At 62.8% G+C, this 13,662-nt stretch carries 12 protein-coding genes; 5 read left to right on the top strand and 7 right to left on the bottom strand.

What is annotated here, in order from left to right; genetic code table 11:
• Positions 1-73 precede the first annotated feature (73 nt).
• The 4 genes from Thiosp_RS20060 (at position 74) to Thiosp_RS20045 (ending at position 6,569) form a co-directional block, all read left to right on the top strand.
• On the top strand, positions 74-1,621 hold the full coding sequence (locus Thiosp_RS20060) for an ATP-binding protein (protein ID WP_201068725.1): 1,548 nt from the start codon (positions 74-76) through the stop codon (positions 1,619-1,621).
• A gap of 209 nt (positions 1,622-1,830) precedes the next feature.
• A complete protein-coding gene (locus Thiosp_RS20055; protein ID WP_201068724.1) occupies positions 1,831-2,499 on the top strand; it encodes a cobalamin B12-binding domain-containing protein in 669 nt (222 codons plus the stop codon).
• Entirely contained in the window at positions 2,496-3,608 is a 1,113-nt protein-coding gene (locus Thiosp_RS20050; protein WP_201068723.1) for a uroporphyrinogen decarboxylase family protein, read from the top strand. The genes Thiosp_RS20055 and Thiosp_RS20050 overlap by 4 nt, the downstream gene beginning before the upstream one ends.
• 60 nt (positions 3,609-3,668) lie before the next feature.
• Entirely contained in the window at positions 3,669-6,569 is a 2,901-nt protein-coding gene (locus Thiosp_RS20045) for a hybrid sensor histidine kinase/response regulator (RefSeq protein ID WP_201068722.1), read from the top strand.
• Here the strand turns inward: Thiosp_RS20045 and Thiosp_RS20040 are convergent.
• The 7 genes from Thiosp_RS20040 to Thiosp_RS20010 form a co-directional block, all read right to left on the bottom strand.
• Positions 6,544-7,065 (bottom strand): SixA phosphatase family protein, encoded by a 522-nt coding sequence (locus Thiosp_RS20040; RefSeq protein ID WP_201068721.1) that lies wholly within the window; start codon positions 7,063-7,065, stop codon positions 6,544-6,546. The two genes, Thiosp_RS20045 and Thiosp_RS20040, sit on opposite strands and share 26 nt — an antisense overlap.
• Before the next feature lie 99 nt (positions 7,066-7,164).
• On the bottom strand, positions 7,165-8,226 hold the full coding sequence (locus Thiosp_RS20035; protein ID WP_201068720.1) for a DUF1848 domain-containing protein: 1,062 nt from the start codon (positions 8,224-8,226) through the stop codon (positions 7,165-7,167).
• A 187-nt stretch (positions 8,227-8,413) separates the two neighbouring features.
• Positions 8,414-8,752, bottom strand: a complete 339-nt coding sequence (locus tag Thiosp_RS20030) for a TusE/DsrC/DsvC family sulfur relay protein (RefSeq protein ID WP_201068791.1) — start codon at positions 8,750-8,752, stop codon at positions 8,414-8,416.
• Positions 8,753-8,915: 163 nt separating this feature from the next.
• On the bottom strand, positions 8,916-9,614 hold the full coding sequence (cas6, locus tag Thiosp_RS20025; protein WP_201068719.1) for a type I-MYXAN CRISPR-associated protein Cas6/Cmx6: 699 nt from the start codon (positions 9,612-9,614) through the stop codon (positions 8,916-8,918).
• A 71-nt stretch (positions 9,615-9,685) separates the two neighbouring features.
• Positions 9,686-10,408, bottom strand: coding sequence for a hypothetical protein (locus tag Thiosp_RS20020; protein ID WP_242518901.1), 723 nt, complete (start codon positions 10,406-10,408; stop codon positions 9,686-9,688).
• Positions 10,409-10,577: 169 nt separating this feature from the next.
• Positions 10,578-10,769: a sulfur relay protein DsrC gene (locus tag Thiosp_RS20015; protein ID WP_201068717.1), complete on the bottom strand. Its 192-nt coding sequence runs from the start codon at positions 10,767-10,769 to the stop codon at positions 10,578-10,580.
• A gap of 80 nt (positions 10,770-10,849) precedes the next feature.
• The gene (locus Thiosp_RS20010; RefSeq protein ID WP_201068716.1) at positions 10,850-11,815 is read right to left on the bottom strand and encodes a TauD/TfdA family dioxygenase; all 966 of its coding nucleotides are present in this window, start codon (positions 11,813-11,815) and stop codon (positions 10,850-10,852) included.
• A gap of 452 nt (positions 11,816-12,267) precedes the next feature.
• On the opposite strand from Thiosp_RS20010, the gene dsrA reads away from it, so the two are divergent.
• Positions 12,268-13,530, top strand: coding sequence for a dissimilatory-type sulfite reductase subunit alpha (gene dsrA / locus Thiosp_RS20005; protein ID WP_201068715.1), 1,263 nt, complete (start codon positions 12,268-12,270; stop codon positions 13,528-13,530).
• Positions 13,531-13,662: the final 132 nt, after the last annotated feature.

Below are 13,662 nucleotides of genomic sequence, written 5' to 3'. Positions count from 1 at the left end.
GGAACAGATTCGACTTTCTCGCACTGTTGTTTGATGATCGCATTCTATCAACAGCGTCCCCAGGGTCGTGATCATGTCTCGCCGCAAACTGCCTATTGGCATACAGACCTTCGCCAAGATGCGCGAGGAGGATTATTACTACGTCGATAAAACCGGCTTTATCGCCCGGTTGATTGACGAGGGCAGCTTTTACTTTCTATCCCGTCCGCGCCGATTCGGCAAATCTCTGCTGATCGATACCATCGGTGAGCTGTTCGCCGGCAACGAGCCGCTGTTTCGCGGGCTGGCCATTCATGCCGACTGGGACTGGTCGGTGCGCTACCCGGTTATCCGCTTAAGCTTCGGCGGCGGGGTGGTGCGCTCTCGCGCGCGGCTTGATACCAAGATTGGCGAGCAGTTGCGTCTGAACATGGCCCGGCTGGATGTCGAATGCACCGAGCCAGAGCCGGAAGCCTGTCTCGCCGAACTGATTGGCCTTGCGCGCCAAAAGAGCGGCCAGCGCGCCGTGGTGCTGGTGGATGAATACGACAAGCCCATCCTTGATAACCTGACCTGCCCTGAGCTGGCGCGCGAGTTGCGCGACGGGCTGCGCAATCTCTACTCCGTGATCAAAGACCGCGAAGCAGATGTGCGCTTTGTTTTCATCACCGGAGTAAGCAAGTTCAGCCGGGTAAGTTTGTTCTCGGGGCTGAATAACCTGCGCGACATCACCGTCTCGGCAGGCTACTCGGCGCTGTGCGGCTATACCGAAGAAGACGTGCAACAGGTCTTCGCGCCCGAATGGCAAGACCTTGACCGCGATGAAGTGCGATGCTGGTACAACGGTTACAACTGGCTGGGCGATGCCGTTTACAACCCCTTCGACCTGCTACTGTTGTTTCAGGAACGCGAGCTGCGTTCGTTCTGGTTCGAGACCGGCTCACCCACCGGGCTGATTGACCTGCTGATGCAGCGCGGAATTTTCACCCCCGATCTATCCCAGACCATCGCCGATGACGAACTGCTGTCGAGCTTCGATGTCGATCATATCGCCACCGAAGCCCTGCTGTGGCAGACCGGTTATCTCACCTTCGCTGAGATGCAACGCATCGGCGCCCGCGCACGCTACCGCCTGACCTACCCAAACTTGGAAGTCCAAAGCGCCCTCAACAACGTGCTGGCCAAGGCGCTGATCGGCAACGCCAGCCAGGCCAGCCGACTGTCCGGGCAGCTCTACGACATTCTCCAGGCCGGCGACCCCGAACCGCTGCGCGAGCATCTGCACAGCCTGTTCGCCGCCATCCCGCATCATTGGCATGACAACACGCCCATTGCCCATTACGAAGGCTACTGGGCCAGCGTCTTCTACAGCCATCTGGCAGCGCTTGGCCTGGAGCTGATCGCCGAAGATATCACCCATCACGGGCGCATCGACCTGACGCTCAAGTTCAACCACCAAATCTGGCTGTTCGAGTTCAAGGTTGCCGAGCGCTCGCCTGCAGGCAGCGCCTTGCAACAGATCAAAGACAAGGGCTATGCCGACAAATACCGTGCGCTTGGTCAGCCGATTTTTCTGATCGGCATCGCCTTCAGCGAACAGCAGCGGCAGCTGGTGGGCTTCGATGTCGAACGGATCGACTGACGCCGGTTGGGTGCTTCGGGGAGATTCTCGAATCCCAGCTGCGATACTATGTCCAGGGTGAACAAGGGTGCGAGAAGGCGGATGGCGAGATGCTGCTGCGATTCTCGCAGCTGATTCTTTAAGGCTTGAGACGCCACACGCCAGCTTCCATCAACCGCGAATCGGGGGCGGATGATTTTGTCCGCGAAGCCACGCAGGAGACCAACGCAATGACCGACCCTGTCAAAGCCTTTGTGGATGCGCTGCTCGCGATTGATCGTTTGGCGCTCGAGAAAATGGTCTCTGGTGCGGACCCTGCCAATTCGCTCGCGCCCATCGACGAGTTGGTGGTGCCGGCGCTGGAGTCGATTGGCGAGCAGTGGGAGCGGGGTGATGTTTCGCTGTCGCAGGTGTATATGAGTGGGCGTTTGTGCGAGGAGTTGATCACCGGGCTGCCGCAGTTTAAGTCGGTTGAGGCCGGAGAAGTGAGCGAGTGGGGCGCGGATGGTGGGAGCGAGAAGCCGCCGCTGCGGATCGGCATTTCCACCCTGGATGATTATCATTTGCTCGGTAAGCGCATGGTGTGTGCCGTACTGCGCGCAAGCGGTTATCGGGTGCGCGATTATGGCACCGCCGATGCTGCGACCCTGGCCGAGCATGTGGTGCGTGATGATGTGCAGGTGCTTTTGCTGTCGGTGCTCATGCTGCCGTCGGCCCTGCGGGTGAAGAATCTGCGCGCGGCGCTCGATGCTGCCGGGCAGCGCACCCGCATTCTGGTCGGTGGCGCACCCTTTCGGTTTGATCCCAACCTCTATCATGAGGTGGGTGCCGATGCCTTCGGTGCCACCGCCGCCGATGCGCTGGCCCTGGTGCGCGCAGCGGAGGAGGCATCCAGATGAGCCAGATCACGAGCCAGACCATGACAGGAACCGAGGCCGGAACTGGAACCGGAACCATGAGCTCCCTGCAACGGGTGCTGACGACCATCGGCCAGTCCGAGCCGGATCGGGTGCCGCTGTTTTTGCTGCTGACCATGCATGGGGCGCGCGAGCTGGGCCTGTCGATTCACGACTATTTTGCTGATCCGCGCAACGTGGTTGAAGGCCAGCTGCGCATGCGGGCAAAGTACCGCAACGACTGCTATTACGCCTTTTTCTATGCGGCGATCGAGACCAAGGCCTGGGGCGCGGAGGTGATTTACATTGAGGACGGGCCGCCCAGTTGTGGTGGTCCCTTGGTGCGCAATCTCGAGGACATTCGCCGCCTGCAGCTGCCGCGCGTGGCCGACTCACCCGACCTGAAGCGGGTGCTCGATGCCATCGCGGGGCTGCGCGCGCGCGATGGCGAGATGCCCATTATCGGTGTGGTGATGTCGCCCTTCTCGCTGCCGGTGATGCAGCTCGGCTTCGAGCGTTATCTGATGCTGATGCTGGAGCACCCTGAGCTGTTTGAGCATTTGATGGCACTCAACGAGGCGTTTTGTGTCGATTGGGCCAATGCGCAGATCAAGGCCGGAGCCACGGCCATTTGCTATTTCGATCCGGTCTCCTCCCAGACCATCTCGCGGCCGGAGGATTTCCGCCGTCTGGGCAAGCCGGTGGCGGTGCGCACCATCGCCAAGATTCAAGGGCCGGTGGCGACCCACTTCGCCTCCGGTCGCTGTCTGCGTATCATTGACGACCTGCCCGCGACCGGAGCGGCGTTGATCGGCGTCAGCGCTGATGAGGATTTGGGCAAACTCAAGCAGGCCGCGGCCGGGCGCCTGACGCTGTTCGGTAACCTGAACGGCATCGCCATGCGCCGCTGGGACGCGAGCGCCGCCGAGCAGGCGGTCAAGCAGGCCATCGCCGCCGCCGGGCCGGGCGGGGGCTTTATCCTGTCCGATAACCATGGCGAGATTCCCTTTCAGGTGCCTGAGGAGACCTTGCTCGCCATCGCCGATGCCGTCGAGCGCTGGGGACGTTATCCGCTCGACTGGGTCACATCGAAAACCTCGGGCTCTGGTTAGCGCGCTGAGTTAGACGCTTGAAGGAACAACGCCTTTACCACAGGCGGCAGGAGTGCTGATGTGACCTCATCTCCCGCCATTCTTTGCATCCACGTCTGCGCCCACTATTTGGCGGACGTCAATGCTGCATTGGCCGAGTTGGATGTCGGGGATGCGCGCCTGATCCCCGAGCCGGCATCCTGCCTGGAGCCCTCCGGGCGCTGTCGGATCGCGCAGCGGGCATTCGAGGCCGATGGTGATGGCTGCACCGACAGGTTGGTGCTGGGCGCTTGCGACTGCGCGACCAGCACCAGTGCCAGCGCTGGTGCCAGCGCGGGCCCAAAAGCAACAGCGTCCATGCCTGAGCTGCAAGCGGCGAACCCTGGACTGGCGCCTTTGCGCCACTGCACTGAGATGCTTGCCGGCGCCGATCTGCTCGCGCGCGAGATTAAGGACGGTGGCTGGTTGTTAAGCGGTGGCTGGTTGCTGCACTGGCGCGAGCACCTGAGCGCTTGGGGCTTCGATCAGACCACGGCACGGGCCTTCTTTAAGGAATCCGCGCGCGTGCTGGTTTGGCTTGAAACCGCGCCCGATGAGCGCATTGCCGGGCAGCTCGCGGAGATGGCCGACTATGTGGCGCTGCCCTGGCGGCGCTGCTTTGTTGGCCGCGACTATCTGCGCCTGTTTCTCGACAAACAGCTTGGTGACTGGCGCCATGGCCAGACCCAGGCGCGGTTGCGCGAGGAACTCGCCGGGGCCAACCGCAAGGTGGCAGACCACGCCATGGCGCTGGACCTGCTGATGCGCCTGACCGACATTTCCGATGAGCCGACCACTATCAGTCGCATCCATGAGCTGTTCCAGATGCTCTTTGGCTGTCGTTCGCTCAGTTTCATCGAGGTGCATGACGGGCGTATCGCGCAAGTGCATGCCCAGCCGTCGTCTGCAGCCGACACCGACGAGTTCCAGGCGCTGCTCGAGCGGCTCGATGCCCGCGGTCTGGAACTGCCCGAGCAGGACGGCTTCGCGCTGCGCATCGACCACGCTCGGCAGATACTGGCCATGGTCGTGGTGCGGGGCATTACCTTTCCGCAGTATCGGGCGCGCTATTTCAGCCTCGGGCTGGCCATCGCCAGTCTGTGCGGACTGGCCATCGCCAACGCCCGCACCTATGCCGAACTGCAACGCACCATCGCGCAGGTGACGCAACTCGCCGAGCAGGCCGAGAGCGCCAATCGGGCGAAAAGCGAGTTTCTCGCTAATGTTACCCACGAGATCCGCACGCCGCTCAATGGCGTCATCGGCATGACTGACCTGCTGCTGGAGTCCGCCTTGGAGCGGGAGCAGTGCCAACGGGTTGAGACCATTCGCGATTGCGGCACCGCGCTGCTGGCGCTGGTGAACGATTTTCTCGACTTCGCCAAGGTCGAGGCCGGCGCCCTGCGCCTGGAAACACTGCCCTTCGCGCTCGATGAGCTGCTGCACAGCGCGCTAGCGATTCTCGAACCGCGCGCGCGTGCCCAGGGGCTCGAGCTGCATCAGGAAATCGACACCCGCGTGCCCTCGCATCTGCGCGGCGATCCGGGCCGGCTGCGCCAGGTGCTGATCAATCTGCTCGGCAACGCAATCAAATTCACCGAACAGGGTGAGGTGCGCGTGATCATCGAGCTGGCGGCGGAAGCGCCAGGCTCTGCGCAACCGGGGCAGCCAGAGCAGCCAGAGCAGACAGGGCAGACAGAGCGTCCGGAGGAGCCGGGGCAGCCGGTCCGACTGCGGGTGGCGGTGAGCGACACCGGAATCGGCATCCCCGAGGACAAGCTCGGCACGCTCTTTGCCAAGTTCAGTCAGGTCGACACCTCCACCACGCGTCGCTTTGGCGGCACCGGGCTGGGTCTTGCCATCGTCAAACAGCTCGCGGAGCTGATGGGCGGCGAGGTCGGCGTCAGCAGTCGCCCCGACGAGGGCTCCACCTTCTGGTTCACCGCCGAGCTGGAAGTGGCGGCCGCGCCCTTGGAGCCTCGGCTCGAGTCGGTGGCGCTTGCCCCAGTTGCGCTCGCGTCGGGCAGAGACCAGCAACCGGCGCGCGTGCTGCTCGCCGAGGACAATCGGGTCAATCAGCAGATTGCCGAGGCGCAGCTCGCGCGGCTGGGGTTTGAGGTGCGCACGGTCGGTGACGGCGTCGAGGCGCTGGCGGCGTTGCGCGAGCAGTGTTTCGATCTGGTGCTGATGGACGTGCAGATGCCGCGCATGGATGGCTTCGAGGCGACCGCTCGCATCCGCGCCGCGCGCGACGGCGTAAGAACGCCGGCGGTGCCCATCATCGCCATGACAGCACACGCCATGCACGGCTATCGCGAGCGCTGCCTGGCCGCAGGTATGAACGACTATTTGGTCAAGCCTCTGCAACCGGCGGATCTGGCTGAGGTGCTTGGTCGCTGGCTTGGCATCGGGTTGGAACCGGCCGGCGGGCTGAACGGGCATGCCGACGGCAAGCGAGGCAGCGCCCTGGCGGCAGAAGCTCCAGATGGCGCGAGCACACCACTGGAACAATTAGAGCATGGGCAGCAAAGGCGCCAGGCGGCAGGGACATCAGAGCACGCGAGCAGCTCGGGCGGACAGCCTGAGTATGGCGTCGAGCCGGTGCTCGACTGGGATGGGCTGCTGGGGCGACTCGGCGACGAGATCGATGACGCGCGGATGGTGCTTGAGCTTTTCGTTGAAGATCAACCGCCCAAGCTCGCAGCGCTTAGCGATGCCCTCGAGTGCGCCGAGCCGCAGGAGACGGCGCGACTTGCCCATGCCATGTATGGCGCAGCAGCCAATGTGGGGGCCGAGCGCCTGGCCGCTGTCTTGAGCAAGATCGAGCAGCAAGGCATTGAGGGGGTTGCGGATGCTGCGCTAGCGGGCGCCGTGCAGGCCGAGTTCAGCCGACTGGCGGCGGCGGTACGCGAGCTGCTCAGTCCGAGTCGGGCAGGTGCTTAGGGCGGGTCAGGGAGATCAAGTTGGCGCAGCCGCGCGCGAGTTGCGACCAATCTGCTGGCATCTCAAGCCGCGCGAGGGCCGCGGTGGGCAGCAACTTGCCATCAGCGGGCGGGTCGAAATCATTATCTGTCAGGTAGCGCAGCAGCGACTCGAGCCCAGGGTTGTGACCCACCAGCAGTACCGTGCTGGACTCCGGCGGGCATTGGCCGAGTAGCTCGAGCAGGGTGGTGGTTTCGGCCTCGTAGATCTGTTCTTGCCACTGGATGTCCTGGCGGTTGATGTCCAGGCGCTTGCACACCTTGATGACTGTTGCGCGCGCGCGCTCGGCCGGAGAGCTTAGAATCAAATCCGGCACCAGCCCCTCGCGATACAGCCAAGCGCCGACTCGCGGCGCATCGCGCTTGCCGCGCTTGGCCAGTGGCCGGTCAAAATCGCGCCGCGCCGCGCCGTCCCAGTCCGATTTGGCGTGACGCATGATGAGAAGTTCGCGAGGCATTGGGTCAGGTGCAGAGGCTTTGTCGATTGGTAAAACAGCAGCGCTACAGCGCGGTTTGGGTGACGGCTGCAGTTTTAACATAACTGTAAGATTATTGTGTTACAGCGCTGGCGAAGGGAGCGGCGCGGAGGAGCGCGTGACAGGCGGTGGAGCGCGATAGTCACCGATCAGCGATTCCGCGTGCGGATCATGATGCGCATGATTGTGCCGGGCAGTGGCAAAACTGCGGGTGGCATAGCAATAGACGCAGCCAAACAGGCAGCTGTCGTACATGCCGATATCGCGGCTCTCGACACAACCGCAGACCGCGCGCTGGCTTTTGTCCTTGCGCGTCGGCGCCGGCAGCTGGAACAATCGGCGGATTAGCTCGTCGTCGATGCACTTGCCCGGCTGCACACCCCAGCGACGCAGGTCGAATTCCTCCGCGCAGCCGCGAATTTCCAGACCATGCTCACCAGCCAGATGGGCCAGGTCCTGGATCAGCGCGCCATCGCGGCCGATCTGGCTCTGAGTCGCGTTGCCCGCGCTGCTTGCAGTCTCGCTCCCCACGCCCGAGCTGGCCTGGCTTGCAGTCTTGCCACCAAGACCGTTCCCGCCATCCCCGCCGGCATCGAAAGGGCGCGGAGCCAGCTCGGGATGGGCTGCCGCCAGTTCACGCAGGCGCCCGCGCAGCTTGGCATAATGATTGGCGATGCTAATCACCACCCGCGTGGTTGACCCCTGCAAGCGCTGGGCGATACGCGCGAAGCGCTCACGATGGAAGTCGGCATCCATGGCCGCGCTCAGCACAATGGGGTCATAGCGCCAGATCACCCGCTCCGGGCCAATACGCTCGGCCAGGCGCCGAAACACCGCCAGGCTTTTGTCACACAGTGGTGCCTGAGGCTCGAGCGGGCGCGGATAATCGACCAGGGTATAGAGGAAGTAAAACGCAAAGCCGCGCTCGGTCAGCTCATCGAGATGGCGCAGAAAAGGCGCCGGCCAGCGCGTCCAGAACACGATCACCGTCTCGCCAGGCACAAACTCCACTCGCGAGACCTGCCTGGCATTGAACGGATTGGGCACGGCGCACCACCCGGCCCGCACCCGGTTCATGAACCAGTCGCCATAAAAAGCCGGAATATCAGTGCGCCGGCTGGCGCTGATCAGGCGGATGGGCATGATGACAGGGACGGTGGTCGCGCTGGATAGACAAAACGGTGCCTTAGCCGTGAGATTCCATGACGGCTACGGATCCGTGCTCACTGTTCATGCTTAGGTTGGCGGTTCCCAGCAGGCGCGGAAACCGGCCAGGCCAAGCCCGCAACCGGCAATCCCGGGGATGGGATGCCGGGCGGGTGTTTGGGGCTCAGTAGCCGCCTTTGCGCATGACCGCAGGCAGGCCCGCGATCTTGGTGCCCTGTTTGGTGGGGGCGAGGGGGAAGAGTTTGTAGACGTCCTTGCTGCTGGGTTTGGAGCCCCATTTCTTGCCCATGTCTTTCAGCAGGACGCGCTCCATCGGCTGGTTCTGGTTGTTGTTGATGTACTCGTCGCGCAAGTAGTTGATGACGTCCCAGTGCTGCTCGGTGAGCTCGATGCCCTCGATCTCCGCGAGCTTGCGGGCGACATCTTCGTTCCAGTCGGTGTAAGTGACCAGAAAGCCGTTGTCGGTTGTCTCGATGCTGGTGCCATTGACCTCGATCGCCATGTCGATGATCCTCTTGTCGTTATTGCCGGAGGCGAAAGCGCCGGCCGGTCGCCGGCCGGTCAGCTTTTTATCATATTCTAATGCCGCCAGTTGCGTCACTCTCAGCACGGTTTTTGATAATGCCGTTTTTTTGGGGGCCGTGGCGGTTTCCTCGCCTGCCGCGTCAGCCTTTGGTCGGGCCGGCGGCCTCGATGCCTTTGTGCGGGATGAACAGGCCGCAGCCGAGCTCGCGGTGGGGGCCGAGGCCCTGTTGCTGCAGGCGCACGGATTCTTCCAGGCTGAGGTCGGCGAGCATCAGGCTGCGGGTTGGCAGTTGCCCGGTCGAGGTGTTCAGCTTGACGGCTTTGCCGCACAGGGCCTTGCGAATCTTAATGTCCAGCTCAGCCAGGGCGGCGACGGTCCAGGCGAGGAAGTCGTTTTCGCTATCGCTGTCCTTGCAGCAGACGTAGCGAGAGAAAATGGTGGTTTCGCGGCTGAGCGCGCGCTCCTTGCCGGTTTCAAGGTGCAGATTGTTGCCGGCGATGTCGAAATCCCGATGCTCGAGCGCGGCGCGCAGCTCTGGCACGCGCCCCTTGGGGACACGAATGCCGAGCTTGGTGCGGCGCGACAGGATGAGCGGCTGTCCGGCATCGGCATCGGGCCGCTGCCAGCCGTTCTGGGAGCCGGCGACATGAATGCTGTGAATGCCGCAGCAGGGCTCCTCGCTGATCCAGGGCGCGGCGCTAAGCAGCGCTTGTGCCAAGGATTCGGCATGATCGACCGGCAGCGAGCGGCATTTGAGCGAGAAGAGCACGTCAACCACGTCGTCGGTGACGCTTGGGGGCTGTTCTGGAGATTCTTCCTGCCAGTAGGTTTCAGTCATCGCGATTGTGCTGTTGCTTGCGCTTGATGTGTGAATGAGGCCATCGCTGGCCGGATTTGTATCGACGCTGCTCAGTTCAGCGGCAGCTGGGACTGCAGGGCCTCGCGGTCGAACCACCACTCGTCTTGAACCAGAACATCGACGATGTTACGCAGGCGCACCAGGAATTTGTCCGGTTCGTGCAGTTCCATGCGGTCGCGCCAGGCATCGAAGGCTGCTTGATTCTCGACCTTGCTATGGCGGCGGGCGACTTCCCCGAGCTGCTGCGAGGCGAAGAACATCAGGTTGTCGCGCTGGATGCCTTGGGCGCGCACGTCGGCCAGAAACAGCGCTGTGGTGGCAGCCACTGCCGCGCCGTCGGCGTCATCCGGGGTTTCGTCGATGACGTGACTGAGCAGTTCGACCGACAGCTCGGGGTCGATCGGGTAGGTCACCGCGAGCCAGATGCCTTGGCCGAGGGCCGCGAGCGACTGCGGTTGCTCGGCGCGAAAGAGCACGTCGCAGCAGTCGGCGGCGGACTCGAAATCGCGCGCCTCGATCAGGCTGTCGAGCGCCTCGCGCGCCAAAGGCCAGGCCTCGGCGCCGCGCTCAAGGCTGACCAGGGTGCGCGCGATCTGAAGCTGCAGCTCGGCGCGTGCGCCAGCATCGGCACCGCGGCGCTCAAGATCGCGATGCTGCTCCTGCAAGGTGCTCAGGTGGCTTTCGAGCGCGGCCTCCTCGGCGGAGCGGGGATGCACGGAGTCGGCGGCCGTGTCTGGCAGGTGCGACCGGGTGATGTCGAAGAAATTCGTCATGGCAATCTCATGCATGGCTGTCTGTGGCGGCGGTCAATGGGGGCGCTGGTGGTTGTTCATCGTGTCGCGGGTGCGCTGCTGATTGGCGACGGCCAACATGGCCAGCGGGCATACAGCGGGTATCTGTTGGAAACTTGGCGGGCATTTGGCTGGCGCAAAGGGCAGGGCGCTAACGCAGCAGACCGCTGAAGGCGGCTTCGAGCCGGTCTTCCCAGTTCTCCGGGGTATCCGGGAAGGGCGGCTTAACGTCCATGCGGAAGAAGCGCTCGCCGCCACGGGCGATGGCTTGGATAATGGGCACCAGATCGTCGAAGCTTTCAAGCTCTTGATTGGCGACGAGGATTTCGCTGAGTTTCAACATGGGGCAGAGGCTCCCGTTTGTGCTGATGAGACTTGACCGCCACTGGTCAGGCCGAAAAGGCTGTCATACCTGAAAGGCGGTCATGCCGATGTGGTTCGCTGCTTGAGCTGCACGCCTTCGCCCGCCCTGACTAAGGCGTCGCGGTAACGCACCCGCAGGAGTAGCCGTCCGGCACCTGGGCCGTCGGCGAAGGCGGCTCGGGTGTGAAGCACGTTTCTGGTGATGTAGCCCTCACCCGCGCTCAGCTTGTGGCGCAAGATGAAGTCGCTGTCGGATGAAAACAACTCGCCAAGCGCGGCGCGCGCGCTCTCGGCGCCCGGATGCCAGTCGATGTTGCGCCCGCGCGCGCTGAAGCGCATGAGCAAGCGTCTGTCGCGCAGCGCAAAGACCGGCCCGCAGGTGCGCGGGCGCTGCTCCTTACCATCGTGGCGGTTGGCGGGAATACAAAAGGCCTGCGGATGCATGAGCGCATCAATCAGCGCCGGATCGCGATCGCGCAGCCACAGGTAGGCCAGTTCGGGGTCGAGCAGTGCGTTCTCGCCGCCGCTGGCGGCGGGACGGACGCAAAACAGCATCCAGGCGCGCACCGCGGCCTCGGGTGGGTTGTAGTAACCGTCGGTATGCCAGCCGAGGGCGCGATCGGTATAGGGGATGTACTCGCCGCCCCTTTGTCCGCCCAGTTGCCCTCCTTGCTGGTCTCCCTGCTGTTCGAGCGGTGCCGAGCGGTTCTCAAGCCGGGAGACTGCCTGCTGATCGGCGCAAGGGTTGTGATCGAGTGTCTTGAGCCCGAGTCGCTGGCCAAGCGCTAGCATGGCCTCTGCAGTGACCGCGGCCGGGTCGTACAAACGCACCAGAACCATGTTGGTGCTCTCAAGCGCGTCCCACAGTGCTCGCAGCTCGCGATCGCTTGGAGCCAGACTGCTCAACTCCAGACGCGGCAGCCCGCGGGCTTGCTCGAATTGCCGCAGCTTGGCCGATCGCCAGGCACGGTAGCCGCGGCTGTCGTGCAGGGGCGGTGGCGCCAAGGGTTGTGACTCCAGATTCATGCCAAACTCAATCCCAAAACCATGCTCGTCCTTTGACTCTGCTTAGCTCCAAACAATGGCTCCAAACCACGATGGTGCTGGCGTATGCCTGAGGTCTTAGTTCAGTGCGCCCCGGGCGGAACACAAGGCCGCGGTTCGTGCAGCCGCCTCCGCCGCGGCTCAAGAGATGGGCGTTTGGTATATCAGAAAGCGCTAATATTAGAGTTTTTTGACATTGCTCAAGCGCGCGTCTACCATCTTTCGCCCGGGCTTTCTGGCGCTTGTTTTAGAGCACCGAGATCGCTGAAATAGATGGCTGATCTGTCAACTATCTCGAAAGGGATAGACGGTGGGGGATGGCCCCCTCCTAATGGTGGAATTGCCCTAGCGTTTTGCTCGGACTAAAGTGTTTGCCGATGGGAGCGATCGACCGCGACCCTTCAGATTTTTTCAGTTTCGGGAGAATTAGCGCTATGGCAATCGAAAAGCACCATACCCCGATGCTCGACCAGCTCGAGACCGGGCCCTGGCCAAGCTTCATTTCTGGCATCAAGCGGCTGCGCGACCAGCACCCGGAAGAGCGCATCAACTCAATGACCAACGACCTGCTCGGGCAGTTGGAGCACTCTTACGAGACCCGCAAGGGTTACTGGAAGGGCGGTACCGTTTCGGTCTTCGGCTACGGCGGCGGCATTATTCCGCGCTTCTCTGAGGTCGGCACTGCCTTCCCTAAATCCAAGGAATTCCATACCCTGCGGGTGCAACCGCCGGCGGGTAATCATTACAGCACCAAGATGCTGCGCCAGTTGGCGGACAGCTGGGAAAAGCATGGCTCGGGCCTGGTGACCTTCCATGGCCAGACCGGCAATATCATGTTTATCGGTGCCGACACGCCGGCCACCCAGCACTTCTTTGATGAGATCAACGAATACGGCTGGGATCTTGGCGGCGCTGGTCCCTGCGTGCGTACCGCCATGTCCTGCGTCGGCGCGGCACGCTGTGAGATGTCCTGCACCAACGAGCTAAAATCTCACCGCGCGCTGGTGAACAACTTCACCGACGACGTCCATCGCCCGGCGCTGCCCTATAAGTTCAAGTTCAAGGTTTCGGGCTGCCCGAACGACTGCCAGAACGCCATTGAGCGCTCGGACTTTGCGGTTCTCGGCACCTGGCGTGACGACATGAAAGTCGACCAGGACGAGATCAAGAAGTACGTCAAGACCAAGGGCCGTCAGTACATTATCGATAACGTCATCACGCGTTGTCCGACCAATGCCTTGTCGCTGAACGACGACGACTCGATCGAAGTCAACAATCGCGACTGCGTGCGCTGCATGCACTGCCTGAATGTCATGCCCAAGGCCCTGCATCCCGGCGATGACAAGGGTGTGACCATCCTGATCGGCGGTAAGCGCACGCTCAAGATCGGTGACCTGATGGGCACCGTGCTGGTGCCCTTCAAGAAGCTGGAGACCGAGGAAGACTACGAAAGCATGGTCGAGTTGGCCGAGACCATCATCGACTTCTGGGCCGAGAACGGCTTGGAGCATGAGCGGTGCGGTGAGATGATCGAGCGTATTGGTCTCGCCAACTTCCTTGATGGCATTGGCGTCGAAGCCGACCCGAACATGCTGTCGCATCCGCGCCAGAGCTCCTACGTCCGCCTGGATGGGTGGGACGACGCGGCTGAGCAGTGGTTCGAGCGTCAGGCCGAGCAGCAAGCCGCGGCCGGTTGATCGGTATTGGGTTCAGGTCGGGGTCTCTTCCCCGGCCGAGCCAAATACCCGACTTGAGCTACGTGAATTGATGGCGTCGGCGCTCCCGGTGATGGGAGCCCGGCACAAAAGAATCCCAGCCTCTCACCGACG

The organism is Thiorhodovibrio litoralis (assembly GCF_033954455.1).
Taxonomy (GTDB): Bacteria; Pseudomonadota; Gammaproteobacteria; order Chromatiales; family Chromatiaceae; genus Thiorhodovibrio; species Thiorhodovibrio litoralis.
Note: the sequence above shows the minus strand (reverse complement) of the source record. Positions and strands in the feature narration are given on the sequence as shown.

Bases quoted from the DNA above. Each gene is read 5' to 3' on its own strand.
- Thiosp_RS20060 (WP_201068725.1), top strand. From the start codon at position 74: ATGTCTCGCCGCAAACTGCCTATTGGCATACAGACCTTCGCCAAGATG.
- Thiosp_RS20055 (WP_201068724.1), top strand. From the start codon at position 1,831: ATGACCGACCCTGTCAAAGCCTTTGTGGATGCGCTGCTCGCGATTGAT.
- Thiosp_RS20050 (WP_201068723.1), top strand. From the start codon at position 2,496: ATGAGCCAGATCACGAGCCAGACCATGACAGGAACCGAGGCCGGAACT.
- Thiosp_RS20040 (WP_201068721.1), bottom strand. From the start codon at position 7,065: ATGCCTCGCGAACTTCTCATCATGCGTCACGCCAAATCGGACTGGGAC.
- Thiosp_RS20035 (WP_201068720.1), bottom strand. From the start codon at position 8,226: ATGCCCATCCGCCTGATCAGCGCCAGCCGGCGCACTGATATTCCGGCT.
- Thiosp_RS20030 (WP_201068791.1), bottom strand. From the start codon at position 8,752: ATGGCGATCGAGGTCAATGGCACCAGCATCGAGACAACCGACAACGGC.
- cas6 (WP_201068719.1), bottom strand. From the start codon at position 9,614: ATGACTGAAACCTACTGGCAGGAAGAATCTCCAGAACAGCCCCCAAGC.
- Thiosp_RS20020 (WP_242518901.1), bottom strand. From the start codon at position 10,408: ATGACGAATTTCTTCGACATCACCCGGTCGCACCTGCCAGACACGGCC.
- Thiosp_RS20015 (WP_201068717.1), bottom strand. From the start codon at position 10,769: ATGTTGAAACTCAGCGAAATCCTCGTCGCCAATCAAGAGCTTGAAAGC.
- Thiosp_RS20010 (WP_201068716.1), bottom strand. From the start codon at position 11,815: ATGAATCTGGAGTCACAACCCTTGGCGCCACCGCCCCTGCACGACAGC.
- dsrA (WP_201068715.1), top strand. From the start codon at position 12,268: ATGGCAATCGAAAAGCACCATACCCCGATGCTCGACCAGCTCGAGACC.